The 16,559-nt window shown below is 55.2% G+C and carries 18 protein-coding genes and 1 riboswitch; of the genes, 12 read left to right on the forward strand and 6 right to left on the reverse strand.

Features of this window, described 5'->3' with window-relative positions; genetic code table 11:
* Window positions 1-47: 47 nt before the first annotated feature.
* From bioB to bioD, 4 genes are read left to right on the forward strand one after another with little or no spacing between them, the layout of a single operon-like run.
* Window positions 48-1,088 carry a biotin synthase BioB gene (gene bioB, locus V6E55_RS02320; RefSeq protein ID WP_316942079.1) on the forward strand — a complete coding sequence of 347 codons (1,041 nt, stop codon included), beginning with the start codon at window positions 48-50 and terminating at the stop codon, window positions 1,086-1,088.
* Window positions 1,085-2,242: an 8-amino-7-oxononanoate synthase gene (bioF, locus tag V6E55_RS02325; RefSeq protein WP_316942080.1), complete on the forward strand. Its 1,158-nt coding sequence runs from the start codon at window positions 1,085-1,087 to the stop codon at window positions 2,240-2,242. The genes bioB and bioF overlap by 4 nt, the downstream gene beginning before the upstream one ends.
* Entirely contained in the window at window positions 2,226-2,981 is a 756-nt protein-coding gene (gene bioC / locus V6E55_RS02330) for a malonyl-ACP O-methyltransferase BioC (RefSeq protein WP_316942081.1), read from the forward strand. Before bioF ends, bioC begins: the two co-directional genes overlap by 17 nt.
* Window positions 2,974-3,675 (forward strand): dethiobiotin synthase, encoded by a 702-nt coding sequence (gene bioD / locus V6E55_RS02335; protein ID WP_316942082.1) that lies wholly within the window; start codon window positions 2,974-2,976, stop codon window positions 3,673-3,675. The genes bioC and bioD overlap by 8 nt, the downstream gene beginning before the upstream one ends.
* On the opposite strand, the gene V6E55_RS02340 is transcribed toward bioD, so the two are convergent.
* Window positions 3,638-4,360: an ABC transporter ATP-binding protein gene (locus tag V6E55_RS02340; protein ID WP_129996408.1), complete on the reverse strand. Its 723-nt coding sequence runs from the start codon at window positions 4,358-4,360 to the stop codon at window positions 3,638-3,640. The two genes, bioD and V6E55_RS02340, sit on opposite strands and share 38 nt — an antisense overlap.
* 753 nt (window positions 4,361-5,113) lie before the next feature.
* On the opposite strand from V6E55_RS02340, the gene uvrB reads away from it, so the two are divergent.
* Window positions 5,114-7,129, forward strand: coding sequence for an excinuclease ABC subunit UvrB (gene uvrB / locus V6E55_RS02345; RefSeq protein ID WP_049006456.1), 2,016 nt, complete (start codon window positions 5,114-5,116; stop codon window positions 7,127-7,129).
* Between the two features lie 41 nt (window positions 7,130-7,170).
* Here the strand turns inward: uvrB and yvcK are convergent, their stop codons facing one another.
* Window positions 7,171-8,079: a uridine diphosphate-N-acetylglucosamine-binding protein YvcK gene (yvcK, locus tag V6E55_RS02350; RefSeq protein ID WP_114978424.1), complete on the reverse strand. Its 909-nt coding sequence runs from the start codon at window positions 8,077-8,079 to the stop codon at window positions 7,171-7,173.
* A gap of 225 nt (window positions 8,080-8,304) precedes the next feature.
* Window positions 8,305-8,439, forward strand: a riboswitch (molybdenum cofactor riboswitch).
* Here yvcK and moaA point away from each other — a divergent pair.
* The 6 genes from moaA (at window position 8,427) to V6E55_RS02380 (ending at window position 11,906) form a co-directional block, all read left to right on the forward strand.
* Entirely contained in the window at window positions 8,427-9,416 is a 990-nt protein-coding gene (gene moaA, locus V6E55_RS02355) for a GTP 3',8-cyclase MoaA (RefSeq protein WP_316942083.1), read from the forward strand. It overlaps the preceding riboswitch by 13 nt.
* 24 nt (window positions 9,417-9,440) lie before the next feature.
* Complete coding sequence (gene moaB / locus V6E55_RS02360) at window positions 9,441-9,953, forward strand: molybdenum cofactor biosynthesis protein B (RefSeq protein ID WP_316942084.1); 513 nt, start codon at window positions 9,441-9,443, stop codon at window positions 9,951-9,953.
* 3 nt (window positions 9,954-9,956) lie between these two features.
* On the forward strand, window positions 9,957-10,442 hold the full coding sequence (gene moaC / locus V6E55_RS02365; protein WP_049008689.1) for a cyclic pyranopterin monophosphate synthase MoaC: 486 nt from the start codon (window positions 9,957-9,959) through the stop codon (window positions 10,440-10,442).
* Window positions 10,435-10,680 carry a molybdopterin synthase sulfur carrier subunit gene (moaD, locus tag V6E55_RS02370; protein WP_316942085.1) on the forward strand — a complete coding sequence of 82 codons (246 nt, stop codon included), beginning with the start codon at window positions 10,435-10,437 and terminating at the stop codon, window positions 10,678-10,680. The genes moaC and moaD overlap by 8 nt, the downstream gene beginning before the upstream one ends.
* Before the next feature lies 1 nt (window position 10,681).
* Window positions 10,682-11,134, forward strand: coding sequence for a molybdopterin synthase catalytic subunit MoaE (gene moaE, locus V6E55_RS02375; RefSeq protein ID WP_316942086.1), 453 nt, complete (start codon window positions 10,682-10,684; stop codon window positions 11,132-11,134).
* A 64-nt stretch (window positions 11,135-11,198) separates the two neighbouring features.
* Window positions 11,199-11,906: a Bax inhibitor-1/YccA family protein gene (locus V6E55_RS02380; RefSeq protein ID WP_024908758.1), complete on the forward strand. Its 708-nt coding sequence runs from the start codon at window positions 11,199-11,201 to the stop codon at window positions 11,904-11,906.
* Window positions 11,907-11,985: 79 nt separating this feature from the next.
* Here the strand turns inward: V6E55_RS02380 and V6E55_RS02385 are convergent, their stop codons facing one another.
* The 3 genes from V6E55_RS02385 to V6E55_RS02395 are packed head-to-tail and all read right to left on the reverse strand — an operon-like array spanning window position 11,986 to window position 14,944.
* Entirely contained in the window at window positions 11,986-12,948 is a 963-nt protein-coding gene (locus V6E55_RS02385) for a lysylphosphatidylglycerol synthase domain-containing protein (protein ID WP_129996405.1), read from the reverse strand.
* Window positions 12,948-14,186: a cardiolipin synthase ClsB gene (gene clsB, locus V6E55_RS02390; RefSeq protein WP_316942088.1), complete on the reverse strand. Its 1,239-nt coding sequence runs from the start codon at window positions 14,184-14,186 to the stop codon at window positions 12,948-12,950. The genes V6E55_RS02385 and clsB overlap by 1 nt, the downstream gene beginning before the upstream one ends.
* A complete protein-coding gene (locus tag V6E55_RS02395) occupies window positions 14,183-14,944 on the reverse strand; it encodes an endonuclease/exonuclease/phosphatase family protein (protein WP_316942089.1) in 762 nt (253 codons plus the stop codon). Before V6E55_RS02395 ends, clsB begins: the two co-directional genes overlap by 4 nt.
* A gap of 133 nt (window positions 14,945-15,077) precedes the next feature.
* Here V6E55_RS02395 and V6E55_RS02400 point away from each other — a divergent pair, with 133 nt between their 5' ends.
* Window positions 15,078-15,488: a YbhQ family protein gene (locus tag V6E55_RS02400; RefSeq protein ID WP_014883088.1), complete on the forward strand. Its 411-nt coding sequence runs from the start codon at window positions 15,078-15,080 to the stop codon at window positions 15,486-15,488.
* Here V6E55_RS02400 and V6E55_RS02405 read toward each other — a convergent pair.
* Window positions 15,450-16,556, reverse strand: a complete 1,107-nt coding sequence (locus tag V6E55_RS02405) for an ABC transporter permease (RefSeq protein WP_316942090.1) — start codon at window positions 16,554-16,556, stop codon at window positions 15,450-15,452. The two genes, V6E55_RS02400 and V6E55_RS02405, sit on opposite strands and share 39 nt — an antisense overlap.
* Window positions 16,557-16,559 lie beyond the last annotated feature (3 nt).

A 16,559-nucleotide genomic window follows, 5' to 3' on the forward strand; every position in this document is an offset into this window, starting at 1 on the left:
GAGTATAAACCGAACCGAAAATTAACAAAACCCTTTGGAGAAGCCCAATGGCTCACCACGCACGCTGGACGATGTCGCAAGTCACTGAATTATTTAACAAGCCTTTCCTTGAGCTGATGTTTGAAGCCCAGCAGGTACATCGTCAGCACTTCGACCCCCGCCATGTACAGGTCAGTACGCTGCTGTCGATCAAGACCGGTGCCTGCCCGGAAGATTGCAAATATTGCCCACAGAGCGCGCGTTATAAAACCGGTCTGGAATCTGAACGACTGATGGAAGTGGAGCAGGTGCTCGACTCGGCGCGTAAGGCGAAAAACGCGGGCTCGACCCGCTTCTGCATGGGCGCCGCGTGGAAAAACCCGCACGATCGCGACATGCCGTATCTGGAGCAGATGGTGAAGGGCGTTAAGGAGATGGGACTCGAAGCCTGTATGACCCTTGGTACCCTGAATGAAGAGCAGGCGCAGCGCCTCTCTGAGGCCGGGCTGGATTACTACAACCACAACCTAGACACCTCGCCAGAGTTTTACGGCAATATCATCACCACGCGTACCTACCAGGAGCGTCTGGACACGCTGGATAAAGTCCGCGATGCCGGTATTAAAGTCTGTTCAGGCGGTATTGTGGGCTTAGGTGAAACGGTGAAAGATCGCGCGGGTCTGCTGCTGCAACTGGCGAACCTGCCAACGCCGCCGGAAAGCGTGCCAATCAACATGCTGGTGAAGGTCAAAGGCACGCCACTGGCGGATAACGACGACGTGGATGCGTTTGACTTTATCCGCACCATTGCGGTGGCGCGCATCATGATGCCGACCTCTTTCGTTCGCCTCTCCGCTGGTCGTGAGCAGATGAATGAGCAGACCCAGGCGATGTGCTTTATGGCCGGAGCCAACTCAATCTTCTACGGCTGCAAACTGCTGACTACACCGAACCCGGAAGAGGACAAAGATGTTCAGCTGTTCCGCAAACTGGGGCTTAACCCGCATCAGACCGAGGTGCTGACGGGTGATAACGAGCAACAGCAGCAGCTGGAGCAGCAGATTTTCAACGCCGACACCGAACAGTTCTATAACGCGGCATCCGTATGACCTGGCAGGCACGTATCCATTCCGCGCTGGAAGAGCGTCGGGCGGCAGATGCGTTTCGCGTCCGCAGGGTAGTTGAAAACGGCGCAGGCCGTTTTCTTACCCGTGATAACCGGCAGTTTTGTAATTTCTCCAGCAATGATTATCTCGGGCTGAGCCAGCATCCGGCCATCGTTCGCGCCTGGCAGCAGGGGGCGGAGCGATTTGGCGTGGGCAGCGGCGGTTCGGGACATGTCAGCGGATACACTACAGCGCATCAGGCGCTGGAGGAGGAGCTTGCCGACTGGCTGGGTTACCCGCGTGCGTTGCCGTTTATCTCTGGTTTTGCCGCGAATCAGGCGGTTATCGCTGCCCTGATGGGAAAAGATGACCGCATTGTCGCCGACCGTTTAAGCCACGCCTCGCTGCTGGAGGCGGCAAATTTAAGCCCGGCTCAGCTGCGCCGTTTTGCCCATAACGATGCGGGGCAACTCGCTACGCTGCTGGATAAACCCTGCGACGGTCAACAACTGGCGGTCACGGAAGGGGTGTTCAGCATGGACGGCGACAGCGCGCCGCTTGCCGCGCTGCACGATGCAGCAAAAAGGCAAAACGCCTGGCTGTTGGTCGACGATGCCCACGGTATTGGTGTGATGGGGGATGAAGGACGCGGCAGCGCGCACCAGCAAGGCGTGAAGCCGGAACTGCTGATTGTGACCTTCGGCAAAGGTTTTGGCGTGAGCGGAGCCGCTGTATTGTGCAGTGAGTCCGTTGCTGACTATCTGTTGCAGTTCGCCCGGCATTTGATTTACAGCACCAGTATGCCACCCGCCCAGGCCGTGGCGTTATCTGCGTCAATGGCGGTGATCCGCAGCCAGGAAGGCAAAGAACGTCGTGAGCGTCTGGCGGAACATATTCAGCGTTTTCGTCAGGGGTTGTGCCATCTTCCTTTCCGCAGTACCGATTCGCAAAGCGCCATCCAGCCGGTGATCGTGGGTGAAAACAGTCTGGCGCTCACGCTGGCAGAGACGCTGCGCGAGAAGGGGATGTGGGTAACTGCCATTCGTCCACCCACCGTGCCACCGGGCACGGCGCGTCTGCGTCTGACACTGACGGCGGCGCACGAAGCAGAGGACATTTCGGCACTTCTGGAGGCACTGTATGTCGCCAGTCAATAAACAGGCCATTGCGGCAGCGTTTGGCCGGGCGGCACGCAGCTATTCGCAGCATGATGAACTCCAGCGCCAGAGTGCACAGGGGTTACTGGCTTTACTCGGCGAGACCCGTTTTGCGCAGGTGCTGGATGCCGGATGTGGTCCCGGCGGGAATAGTCGATACTGGCGCGAGTCGGGAAGCCACGTTACGGCCATTGACCTGTCATCAGACATGCTTGATGAGGCGCGTCATCAGCAGGCTGCGCATCACTATCTGGTGGCGGATATTGAGGCCATTCCGTTGGCCGAGGCTCAATTTGATCTGGTCTGGAGCCATCTGGCAGTGCAATGGTGTAACAGCCTGCCACTGGCGTTAAGCGAGCTTTACCGCGTGGCGCGTCCGGGTGGCAAGGTGGCCTTTACCACGCTGCTGGAAAGCTCGCTACCGGAGCTGGATCAGGCGTGGCGAGCAGTTGATGAACAGCCGCATGCCAACCGATTTTTATCGCATGATCAGGTCACGCAGGCGCTGGCAGGCTGGCGCTATCGAAGCACGGTGCAGGTCATCACCCTCAATTTCAGCGATGCAGTCAGTGCCATGCGCTCGCTCAAGGGCATTGGTGCCACGCACCTGCATGCCGGACGCGAGAAAAAGCCACTCACCCGTGGGCAGTTGCAACACCTGGAGCTGGCCTGGCCGCAGCAGCGGGGGCATTTCCCGCTCTCTTATCAACTTTTTCATGGGATTATCGAACGTGACTGAACGTTATTTTGTCACCGGAACGGATACGGAAGTGGGCAAAACAGTTGCCAGTTCTGCACTGTTGCAGGCGGCGCGGCAGCGGGGAAAAGCGACTGCTGGCTATAAGCCTGTTGCCTCCGGCAGCGAGATGACTGCGGAAGGGTTACGCAACACCGATGCGCTGGCGCTGCAGCGTAACAGTACCCTTACACTCGACTATTCAGCGGTGAATCCCTACACCTTCGCCGAGGCGACGTCGCCGCACATTATCAGCGCCGACGAAGGACGGCCGATTGATTTCGCCGCGCTGTCTGCCGGGTTGCGGACACTGGAAAATCAGGCAAACTGGGTGCTGGTGGAGGGGGCAGGAGGCTGGTTTACGCCGCTTTCGGACACGCAGACATTTGCTGACTGGGTACAGGCCGAGCGGCTCCCGGTCATCCTTGTCGTCGGCGTCAAGCTTGGCTGTATCAATCACGCTATGTTGACCGCACAGGCCGTACAGCAGGCTGGACTGCATCTGGCAGGCTGGATAGCTAACGACGTAGTTGAACCCGGTAAACGACACCAGGAGTATCTGACGACACTCAGGCGTGTCATTCCCGCGCCGTGCCTCGGGGAAATTCCCTGGCTTGCTGACGGCGCGGAAAATGCCGAAACGGGTCATTATCTTGATCTCAGCGTCTTGCTTCCCGCGACATCCAGTGAGCGATGAGCTCGTCATCCAGTTCCTTAACGTGGCCCTGTGCCACGTTACGCCCGCGATAGAGCATACAGAAACGGTCCGCAACCCGGCGGATAAACGACAGCTGCTGTTCAGCTAATAACACCGTCATACCTAACTCCCGGTTTAAGCGCGCCAGCAGCTGCCCCAGCTTCTGGGCAAAGCCGTGACCTGCACCATGCATGGGTTCATCCAGAATCAGCATTTGCGGGCGATTCACCAGTGCATTGGCCAGAGCCAACTGATACTGGTCGTCGGGTGAGAGCGTGTTGGCGCGGGTCTGTCGCAGCGCGTAGAGCTCCGGGAAAAGGTCGTAAACATCGCTTTTTGCTTCCGGGTCGGGTTTTCCTGTCGCCCGCATGGCAATATGCAGATTCTCCTCAATCGTTAACTGGGAGAAGATCCGCCTGTCCTGCGGGACATAGCCTATTTTCGGGTCTGAACGTTGTTCTGATGGCGGGTTGAGCAAATCACATGGCGGGGCCCCTGCTTCATGCCAGATAATCGTGCCGCTCTCGACGGGCAGTTTCCCGGCGATACAATTCATAAGCGTGGTTTTTCCCATTCCCGGCAGGCCAACTACGCCTGTACACATCCCCTGCGGAAAATCTAAATCCACGTTCCATAGCGTATGTTGGCTTCCGTAAAACTGATTCACTGCACGCAGACTCAACATCTTTCTCTCCTTAAAAATGTGTGTAGGTGAGGCTCGTTTTTGATTGTGCAAAACTCCTGCCAGGAACCTGAAAGTGATTAAAAAAAGAGCTTTTTTAGGAGTAAGCCTCAACGTTGCGGGATAACAAATTGACGATTTGCACATCGACGGTGCCAGAGATGTTGAGTTGTGGTGCAGGGCAGGAAATGATGGAAATGTGAGCAAGATCCCATCGGTTGGTTATGAATGACACAACTGTTAATCACCAAAAAATAGCTATAAAAATTTTTTGTTGCTGTCCCATGGGAAAATCCGGGAATTTGCTGAGCGGCAGTCTGCACGGGCTGGAAGCAGTTATCCACTATTCCTGTGGATAACCATGTGTATTAGAGTTAGAAAACACGCGATAAGCGAGAGAAGACGCGGCTTACGCCCAAATTGGCGCGAAACACGGCTTTAGAAAATATCGCTTATTATTTAATTGGTTAGATAAAAGCAATTACCGTAATGAAAGTGTCACCGGTTGCCATAAAACTATCATTACCTGGCTTGACAAATGTTAAAAAAGAAAAAGTTCTGGGGATAACCTGGCCCGGGTGGTGTTTTATGTTGTCAGAGTCCAAACTTTGACCGCTATTACGCTAATCATTCAGTCGCTACTCTAAATATCCTGACATGCTACTGGTTTTTCATCCAGTGTTTTTTACTGGCATTCCTGGCAACAAGGAGTAAAATTACTCACCTGCCGCTTATAACGTCATCAGGTCGTCGCCCATGAGTAAACCGTTCAAATTGAATTCTGCTTTCCGTCCATCTGGCGATCAGCCTGAGGCGATCCGTCGTCTGGAGGAGGGGCTGGAAGATGGGCTGGCGCACCAGACGCTGCTGGGGGTAACTGGCTCGGGCAAAACGTTTACCATTGCCAACGTTATCGCGGACCTGCAGCGTCCCACAATGGTACTTGCCCCCAACAAAACCCTGGCCGCGCAGCTTTATGGCGAGATGAAAGAGTTCTTCCCGGATAACGCGGTGGAATATTTTGTCTCCTACTACGATTACTACCAGCCAGAAGCCTATGTTCCGAGCTCTGACACCTTCATTGAGAAAGATGCCTCGGTAAACGAACACATTGAGCAGATGCGTCTTTCCGCAACGAAAGCGCTGCTTGAGCGTCGTGATGTGGTGGTGGTGGCGTCTGTTTCTGCGATCTACGGTCTGGGCGATCCGGATCTGTATCTCAAGATGATGCTGCACCTGACGCAGGGGATGATCATCGATCAGCGTGCGATTTTACGCCGCCTGGCCGAGCTGCAGTACACCCGCAACGACCAGGCGTTCCAGCGTGGCACCTTCCGCGTACGCGGAGAGGTGATCGACATCTTCCCGGCAGAATCGGACGACATGGCGCTGCGCGTCGAGCTGTTTGACGAAGAGGTTGAACGCCTGTCGCTATTTGACCCGCTGACCGGCCACATTGAGTCAGTGATCCAGCGCTTCACCATCTACCCGAAAACGCACTACGTCACGCCACGCGAGCGTATCGTGCAGGCGATGGAAGAGATCAAAGTGGAGCTGGCCGAGCGCCGTAAGGTGCTGCTGGCGAACAATAAGCTGCTGGAAGAGCAACGTCTGAGCCAGCGAACCCAGTTTGATCTGGAGATGATGAACGAGCTGGGTTACTGCTCCGGCATTGAGAACTACTCACGCTTCCTCTCCGGTCGTGGGCCGGGTGAGCCGCCGCCGACGCTGTTTGATTACCTCCCGGCAGACGGTTTGTTGGTGATCGACGAATCCCACGTCACGATCCCACAGATCGGCGGGATGTATCGCGGTGACCGCGCGCGTAAAGAGACGCTGGTGGAGTATGGTTTCCGACTGCCATCGGCGCTGGATAACCGTCCGATGAAGTTTGAAGAGTTTGAGGCGCTAGCGCCGCAAACCATTTATGTGTCGGCAACGCCCGGTAACTACGAGCTGGAGAAATCAGGCGACGAGGTGGTTGATCAGGTGGTGCGTCCAACAGGGTTGCTGGACCCGGTCATTGAAGTCCGGCCGGTGGCGACTCAGGTGGATGACCTGCTTTCTGAGATCCGCGCCCGTTCCGCCATTAATGAGCGTGTGCTGGTGACCACACTCACTAAACGCATGGCAGAAGACCTGACCGAGTATCTGGAAGAGCACGGTGAGAAGGTGCGTTATCTGCACTCGGATATTGATACCGTTGAGCGTATGGAGATTATCCGCGATCTGCGTCTGGGCGAGTTTGACGTGCTGGTGGGGATCAACCTGTTGCGAGAAGGTCTGGATATGCCGGAAGTCTCGCTGGTGGCGATTCTGGATGCAGACAAAGAAGGCTTCCTGCGTTCTGAACGTTCCCTGATCCAGACGATTGGTCGCGCCGCGCGAAACGTTAACGGTAAAGCGATTCTGTACGGCGACAAAATTACGCCGTCGATGGCGAAAGCGATTGGTGAAACGGAGCGCCGCCGCGAGAAGCAGCAGCGCTACAACGAAGAGCACGGCATCATCCCGCAGGGGCTGAACAAGAAGGTGGTGGATATCCTGGCGCTGGGTCAGAACATTGCGAAGACCAAAACGAAAGGTCGCGGCAAGGCGCGTTCAGTGGTGGAAGAGGATACCGTTGTGCTGACGCCAAAAGCGTTGCAGCAGAAAATCCACGAACTGGAAGGCCAGATGATGCAGCACGCGCAGAATCTGGAGTTCGAAGAGGCGGCGCAGATCCGCGACCAGTTACATCAGTTGCGGGATCTCTTTATCGCGGCATCGTAGTGGATTTTGCCCGGTGGCGCAGCGCCACCGGGCATATTTGGTTATCCCAGCGCCTGAATCGCTTTCTCCAGTGCCTCACGCAGCAGGTGGCGGTCATGGCGGTATTTGATGTCTGTGGCCTCCAGCGGCTCCTGCACCACCAGACGATCGCCGATACCGGATACATCAACCTTTGGCCCCACCACCACGCCGTCAATGATCTTCTTCCCGACGTAATGCTCCATTAAATTCAGTTTGTCCGGCAGCGACAAGCTCGCCGCTGCTGGACTCAGCTCACGGCCCAGGTTACCAATGTAAACCATCGGGGCAGGGGTGCGGCGCAGCGCCTGTGCCAGCTCTTTCACCAGCAGAATCGGCATCAGGCTGGTATAAAAACTGCCAGGACCGATCAGGATAAGATCCGCTTCCCCGATTGCCTCCACCGCTTCGCGCGTGGCGGGGACGCTTGGATAGGTCATTAGCTCCGTTGGTGGCAGGATAAGCTGATCAATATTCACCTCGCCGTAAACTTCATGTCCTTCGGCATCGATTGCCATCAAGTCAACCGGTTGTTCAGACATAGGGATCAGGAATGCATCCACTTTAAGCAGATTACGGATTAAATTGATGGCTTCCAGAGGCCGTACGCTCAGATGATCCAGCGCCTTTAACATTAAGTTTCCGAGGTTATGCCCGGAAAGTTCACCATTACCGCCAAAACGGTACTCAAACATCGCCGAAGCAACACTCGGTTCAGTAATTAACTGGTTCAGACAGTTGCGCATGTCTCCCCAGGCAATGCCGCCTTCGGCACGACGGATGCGTCCGGTTGAGCCGCCGTTATCGGTGGTGGTTACTATCCCTGTCAACCTTGAGCCGAGTGACGACAAAGAGGACATAACCCGACCCAGTCCGTGGCCTCCGCCAAGAGCGACTACCCGGTCAAGATCCGCAAAAGTGCGATTGCGCATACGTATTCCTTATCACGTTTGATCGCGTAACAGTAACCTAACTACCCCTAAAAGACGATGCCTCAGCCGATGCAAAATGACGTATATCAATGTGAAAGTGCGGTTTTTAGGTATTCTGTAGTGAAAATGCAGGATTGATTCGCTATATAGGTGATTATATAGCGTAAAGCGATAATGGCGCAGTCAGAATTTCCGCGCTACTATCGCCATAACCACGTTTTCAAAATTGAAAACATACACTCTAGCCTTTGTGCCTGTGTCGAAAGATATGGCGCTCTGGCCGTGGCGAATTTGCCACCAGGGTACAGAAAGAAATGACTGTGCCTCCCGTATCTGGAAAGGTGTACATGGCTTCACAACTTACTGATGCTTTCGCGCGTAAGTTTTATTACTTACGTCTGTCGATTACCGATGTGTGCAACTTCCGTTGCACCTACTGTCTGCCCGATGGCTACAAACCGGGCAGCGTCACCAATAACGGCTTTCTCTCCGTGGATGAAGTGCGGCGTGTGACGCGCGCATTCTCTGAACTCGGCACGGAAAAAGTGCGTCTGACCGGGGGCGAGCCTTCGCTGCGTCGCGATTTCCCCGACATCATTGCCGCCGTGCGTGAAAACAAACGTATCCGCCAGATTGCGGTCACCACTAACGGCTACCGCATGGCGCGTGACGTGGCGAACTGGCGTGATGCGGGATTAACCGCTATCAACGTTAGCGTTGATAGCCTCGATGCCCGTCAGTTTCACGCCATTACCGGTCAGGATAAGTTCCAGCAGGTCATGGATGGTATCGATGCCGCGTTCACGGCGGGCTTCGAAAAAGTCAAAGTCAACACGGTGTTGATGCGCGATGTAAATCATCATAAGCTGGACACCTTCCTGGCGTGGATCAAATCACGTCCCATTCAACTGCGCTTTATCGAGCTAATGGAAACCGGCGAGGGCAGCGAGCTGTTTCGTCGTCATCACATCTCTGGCATGGTGCTGCGCGACGAGCTGCTGAAACGCGGCTGGATCCATCAGATCCGCCAGCGCAGCGACGGCCCGGCACAGGTCTTTTGTCACCCGGATTACGAAGGGGAGATTGGGCTTATCATGCCCTATGAGAAAGACTTCTGCGCCAGCTGCAACCGCCTGCGCGTCTCCTCCGTTGGCAAGCTCCATCTTTGCCTGTTCGGCGACGGCGGCGTAGACCTTCGCGATCTGCTGGAAGACGATGCGCAGCAGGATGCGCTTGAATCACGCATTTCTGAAGCGCTGACGCATAAAAAACAGACCCACTTCCTGCATCAGGGCAACACCGGAATTACTCAGAACCTGTCTTATATCGGCGGGTAATCAGGCTTAAGAAGGAATCAGAAGATGAGTCAGGTAAGCGCAGAATTTATCCCGACACGTATTGCCATTCTTACCGTTTCCGACCGTCGTGGCGAAGAGGATGATACCTCCGGCCACTGGTTGCGTGATGCAGCCCACGAAGCGGGTCATAAGATCGTTGATAAAGCGATTGTGAAAGAGAACCGCTACGCCATTCGCGCGCAGGTTTCGCAGTGGATCGCCAGCGATGAGGTGCAGGTGGTGCTGATTACTGGCGGCACCGGCTTTACCGTAGGCGATCAAGCCCCCGAGGCGCTGCTCCCGCTGTTTGACCGCGAGGTGGAAGGATTCGGTGAAGTTTTCCGTATGCTCTCGTTTGAAGAGATTGGTACCTCCACGCTGCAGTCGCGTGCGGTAGCGGGTGTCGCGAACAACACGCTGATTTTCGCCATGCCTGGCTCGACGAAAGCCTGTCGCACTGCGTGGGACAATATCATCGCCCCACAGCTGGATGCCCGTACCCGTCCGTGTAATTTCCATCCCCATTTAAAGAAATAAGCTATGTCACAACTGACCCACATTAACGCCGCTGGCGAAGCGCATATGGTCGATGTCTCCGCCAAAGCGGAAACGGTGCGCGAGGCACGCGCGGAAGCGTTCGTCACCATGCTGCCGGAGACCCTGGCGATGATTATCGACGGTAGCCATCATAAGGGCGACGTTTTTGCGACTGCCCGTATTGCAGGAATTCAGGCCGCCAAACGTACATGGGATTTAATCCCGCTGTGCCATCCGCTGATGCTGAGCAAGGTGGAGGTGAATCTGCAGGCGCAGCCAGAGCACAGTCGCGTGCGCATTGAGTCACTCTGTCGCTTAACCGGCAAAACAGGCGTGGAGATGGAAGCCTTGACTGCGGCCTCTGTTGCCGCGCTGACCATCTACGACATGTGCAAAGCGGTGCAAAAAGATATGGTGATTGGCCCGGTTCGCCTGCTGGCGAAAAGCGGTGGCAAATCCGGCGATTTTAAGGTGGACAGCCATGATTAAGGTGCTCTTTTTTGCCCAGGTACGCGAGCTGGTGAATACCGACAGCCTGATGCTGGATGCGTCCTTCGAAAACGTTGCTGCCCTGCGCGCGCATCTTGCCGAACAAAGCGACCGTTGGGCACTGGCGCTGGACGAAGGCAAGCTGCTGGCCGCCGTTAATCAGACGCTGGTGGAGTTCACCCATCCGCTGAACGCAGGTGATGAAGTGGCGTTCTTCCCACCGGTGACCGGGGGCTAAGATGGCGGAAACCCGAATTCTGGTAGGTCCTGAACGCTTCGACGTGGGTACAGAATATAACTGGCTGGCAGAGCGTGATGAAGACGGTGCGGTGGTGACCTTCACCGGCAAAGTGCGTAACCACAACCTGGGTGACAGCGTGAAAGCACTGACCCTGGAGCACTATCCGGGCATGACGGAAAAATCGCTGGCGGCGATTGTGGAAGAAGCACGCGGGCGCTGGCCGCTCGGACGAGTGACAGTTATCCACCGTATTGGCGAAATGTGGCCTGGCGAGGAAATTGTCTTCGTCGGGGTGACCAGCGCACACCGTGACAGCGCGTTTGCGGCAGGCGAGTTCATTATGGATTACCTCAAAACCAAAGCACCGTTCTGGAAGCGTGAAGCCACGCCGGAAGGTGACCGCTGGGTTGAATCTCGCGACAGCGATAAACAAGCCGCCAGCCGTTGGTAGTCGGTTTACGTGGATGTGTTAATCTTAACGTGTGTGTCAACTTAATCTTAATCAGGAGTGAATCATGGACCGATTTCCGCGTTCCGATTCGATAGTACAGCAGACCCGTAGTGGGCTGCAGACGTATATGGCTCAGGTGTATGGCTGGATGACGGTTGGCCTGTTGCTGACCGCGTTTATCGCGTGGTATGCGGCCAATACACCGGAGCTGATGATGTTTATCTTCTCCAGCAAAATCACCTTCTTTGGGCTGATTATTGCCCAGCTAGCGCTGGTGTTCGTCCTTTCAGGCCTGGTGCAAAAGCTCAGTGCCGGCATGGCGACTACGCTGTTTATGCTCTACTCGGCGCTGACCGGGCTGACGCTTTCCAGCATTTTCATCGTTTACACTTACTCTTCCATCGCCAGTACCTTTGTGGTGACCGGCGGGATGTTTGGTGCGATGAGCCTCTATGGTTACACCACCAAACGCGATCTGAGCGGCTTCGGCAGTATGCTGTTTATGGGGCTGATTGGGATTGTGCTGGCATCTCTGGTGAACCTGTGGCTGAAGAGTGAAGCACTGATGTGGGCGGTGACCTATATCGGGGTGGTGATCTTTGTTGGGTTGACGGCTTATGACACCCAGAAGCTGAAAAACATCGGCGAGCAGATCGACGTACGCGACAGTTCGAACCTGCGCAAATACGCGATCCTGGGGGCCCTGACGCTGTATCTGGACTTTATCAACCTGTTCCTGATGCTGCTGCGGATCTTCGGCAACCGTCGTTAAAGTTGTTTTGCCGGGTGGCGGCTGCGCCTTGCCCGGCCTACGAAACTAAAAAACGGCAACCTGGTTGCCGTTTTGCTTTTTATTTTGCCAACGCCTTCTCGTTCTTCGCTCTCAGCTTTTTCGCCCGACTTTCCAGCATCAGATAACAGACCGTTGCCAGCGCCAGCGGCAGGAAGTAATACAGCATACGGTAGGCCAGCAGGGCAGCGATAATCGTCCCCTGAGAGACATGTTCCCCGGCCAGCAGCGCGATAAACACCGCCTCCAGCACGCCGATCCCTGCCGGAATATGGACAATCACCCCGGCAATACTGCTCACCAGCAGTACGCCCAGCACGAAGAAGTAGTTCACATCTTCGCCAGTCAACAGCCAGATAATTGCCCCCATAGTCATCCAGTTAGCGCTGGATACCGCCATCTGCAACACCGCGAAGCGCCATGAAGGTAATACCAGCTTTTGCCCTTTAATGGTCATATGACGGCGTTTAGCAAAGGCGCAGGCCCACAGATAAAAAGCGATAGTCAGCAGCAACACGATGCCGAGAATACGCAGCGTGGCTTCATCGATATACCAGTGCGTGGGCAACTGCACCACGCCGAGGGTAAAAATCACCCCGCCGAGCAGAATGTACCCCAGCCAGTTGGTGGTAATGCTGAGCGAGAAAATTCGCGTAATAGTTCCGCCCGGTAGTCCCAGCCGCGAGTAGAGGCGATAGCGCATGCCAATCCCACCGACCCAGGTGCTTAATGTCAGGTTAAAGGCATAGCAGATGAACGACACCAGCATTACCTGGCGTTTAGCCAGTTTGTGGCCGCAATAGGCGCGCCCCAGCAGGTCATAGCAGCCGTACATCAGATAGCTGATAATAACCAACCCAACGGCACCCAGCAGCACCAGTCGGTTGTAGTTGCGGATAACTTTCCACACCTCTTCCCAGTCAACTTTCTGCGCGTAAACCACCAGCAACACGGCGACCGCAATAAAGAAGATCCAGGTGAGGATTTTTTTTGCCAGCCGCCAGCGCGGATGCGATTTTGACATCAGGTTTTCCCTCCGTCTTGCGCTTCAACGCGATCCTGGGTTTCCATTTCAGGTTGCACAGGCGGCTCCACGAGCGCCAGTTTTGGTGTATGTGCTGGCAGCCAGCCGACCATCGCCGGGAAATGGCGCAGGAAGTGGAACACCAGCACGCTGATGCCCAGGTTCCACCAGGTGCGTTTGGGCACCATGGATTCATCCACGCGCACGCAGTCATTGACGATCAACGCCTGCAGGTTATCCCGCAGCGTCTGGTTAAACTGGCGATCGTAAATGATCAGGTTTGCTTCAAGATTGAGCGATAAACTTAACGGGTCAAGGTTACTGGAGCCGACGGTTGCCCAGTGATCGTCCATCAACGCAACTTTGCCGTGTAGCGGGCGACGGCGGTATTCGTAAATCTGCACACCGCCTTTCACCAGATAGTGATACAGCAGCCGTGCGCCGACTTTGACTATCGGCATATCCGGCTCGCCCTGCACAATCAGCTTCACACGTACACCACGTCGAGCCGCATTGCGCATGGCATGCAGCAGACGATAGCCCGGGAAAAAGTAGGCGTTGGCGATGATCACTTCACGCTTCGCATTGGCGAGCATCTTCAGATAATGACGCTCAATGTCGTTTCTGTGCTCGGCGTTATCCCGCCAGACGAAAAGTGCCTGCGCTTCACCGGGATTCCGGTTCTCTTCCGGACGATGGCGGCGCTTCCACCAGCGACGTACCACCTCTTTACCGGGCAAGTTTTCCAGTTCGAATAGCAGAATATCCCGGACCACAGGCCCTTCGATGCGGATCGCATAATCCTGTTTCGCTTCCGGGCCGTAATCAGACATATGTTCAGCGGAGTAGTTAATGCCGCCGACAAATGCCACCGTCTCATCCACCACCACAATTTTTCGGTGCATCCGACGGAAAAGGTTGGTACGCATGCCGAACAGGCGAGTTCCGGGATCGTAGTAGCGGAAGATCACACCCGCTGAAGTGAGTTCATTGACGAAGGCGTCGCTGAGATCCGGTGAACCATAGCCATCAAGGAGGACTTCAATATTGACACCACGCCGGGCGGCGCGCAGCAGTACGCTGTGCAGTTGTTTACCGACGTCGTCTTCGAACCAGATAAAGGTTTCGAGGATCACTTTCTGCTTTGCATGGTCAATCGCTTTGAACACGGCCGGGTAATACTCGTCGCCATTAACCAGCAGCGTGATCCGGTTACCATCTTGCCAGGAACATTTCATAAGTGGATCTCCGCACTCAGCGGGGCATGGTCGGAGAGATGTCGCCAGTTGAGTAACGCCAGGGCAGTCGGACTGCTGGCGTGAGCATTTTTCACGTAGATCCGGTCAAGACGCAGCAAGGGGAAACGTACCGGAAAGGTGCGCGCGGGTCTGCCGGTCGCGCGGGTGAAAATTTCCTCCAGCCCGGCATTCACTTTCAACGGATGGTTCGCCCGCTGTCGCCAGTCGTTGAAATCGCCGGCCACGACCACCGGTTCACCTTCAGGAAGTGCATTGGCCCACTCGGCCAGCATGTTCAGCTGCGCCTGGCGATGGGCTTCGCGCAGACCGAGATGAACACAGCCGACATGGATGGGAAGCTCAAGGTCGGGTGGCGTGATGCGGCAGTAAAGCAGGCCGCGTTTTTCGCTTTCCCCGACGGAAACGTCGCGGTTCTCGTAATATTCAATTGGGAAACGTGACAGCACCGCGTTGCCGTGATGGCCTTCCGGATAGACCGCGTTGCGCCCGTAAGCGTAATCATTCCACATGGTGTCGGCCAGAAATTCGTAGTGGGGCGTGTCGGGCCAGTTCTCAACGTGGAGCGGATGCACTTCGTGTGCGCCCATTACCTCCTGCAGGCAAACAATGTCCGCATTGACGGTGCGTACCGCGTCGCGCAGCTCCGGTAAAATGAAGCGGCGGTTAAATGCTGTGAAGCCTTTATGAATGTTTATTGTCAGCACGTTAAGCAAGAAATGCTGCATTTTTGGCGTCATAAGCTCCTTCCTGAGTGTCTATCCCGATGAAAATAAAGTGTAGTAGGCGTCACAAAAAGATGCGGTGTTACGGAATTTTCCGTAAAGTGCGGTAGTCTGAATAAGCAGAGAAAAATCCTTCAGGAGAGAAGCCATGAAGTGGCAACAACGTGTTCGTGTCGCAACTGGCCTGAGTTGCTGGCAGATAATGTTGCATTTACTGGTCGTGGCCGTGCTGGTGATGGGCTGGATGAGCGGCACGCTGGTGCGTGTTGGCCTGGGACTGTGCGTCCTCTACGGCGTCACCGTACTGTCGATGTTGTTCTTACAGCGCCACCATGAAGCACGCTGGCGTGAGGTGGGTGATGTGCTCGAAGAGCTCACCACCACCTGGTACTTTGGTGCCGCGATGATTGTGCTTTGGTTGTTGTCCCGTGTACTGCAAAACAACCTGCTGCTGGCCCTGGCCGGTCTGGCAATCCTCGCAGGGCCTGCGGTGGTCTCGTTACTGACCAAAGAGAAAAAGCTACGCAATGTTGCGTCTAAACATCGCGTACGCCACTGAGCCCGTCGTGGCCGCTATGACCAGTAGCGGCCACAAACTTCCCCACACAATATCCAGACTCGCATCCTTCAGATAAATTTGCTTGGTGATATCCGTAAAGTGCCGAATCGGGTTTATCCACGTTAAATCCTGCAACCACACAGGCATGTTCTCGACAGGGGAAACATACCCCGAAAGCAAAATCGCTGGCATCATAAAGACGAACACCCCGATAAACGCCTGCTGTTGCGTGGAGCAGAGCGCTGAAATCAGCAGTCCAAATCCCACCAGTGACAGACCATAAATCACCATCGTGAAGTAAAACAGCGCCAGCGATCCGGCGAAGGGGATCTGGTAAGCCCAAATACCCACGCCCAGTACAATGGTGGCCTGAAAGGTGGCAACAATCAGGGCCGGAACCGCTTTACCGACGAAAATTTGCCAGGTGGCAAGCGGGGAGACCAGTAGTTGATCCAGCGTACCTTGTTCGCGCTCGCGGGCGACGGACAGAGAGGTGACGATCATCACCCCAATGGTGGTGATCATGGCGATCAGCGACGGTACCACAAACCATTTGTAATCCAGATTCTGGTTATACCAGTTACGCACCACCAGTTCGCTGTTATTAGGTTTAGGTTTGCCCTCCATCAGCTCCTGCTGGTAATTCTTGACCACCTGTTGCAGGTAGTTGGCCGCGATCTGGGCGCTGTTGGAGTTACGTCCGTCGAGGATCAACTGCATGGGGGCGGTCTGGAAAGTGTCCAGGTTACGGGAAAAATCTGCCGGGAATCTCACCAGCAGCAGCGCTTTTTGCGTGTCGATAGTGGGCTGGATTTCCTGCGGGCTTTTCAGCAGCAGAATGTGGGTAAAAGCTTTTGCACGTGCAAAACGCTGCGTCAGTTCAACGGAGTGTTTACCGTTGTCTTCGTTGTAGATGGCGATGGTGGCGTTCGTCACCTCAAGCGTGGCGGCAAACGGAAACAGTAAAACCTGAATAAGTACCGGCAACACCAGAATGGCACGGGTTTGCGGCTCGCGCAGCAGCGATTGCAGTTCTTTGCGGATCAATGTCCATAAACGGTGAAACATGTT

Origin of the sequence: Enterobacter sp. 342 (assembly GCF_036663495.1) — a bacterium.
Lineage (GTDB): Bacteria > Pseudomonadota > Gammaproteobacteria > Enterobacterales > Enterobacteriaceae > Enterobacter.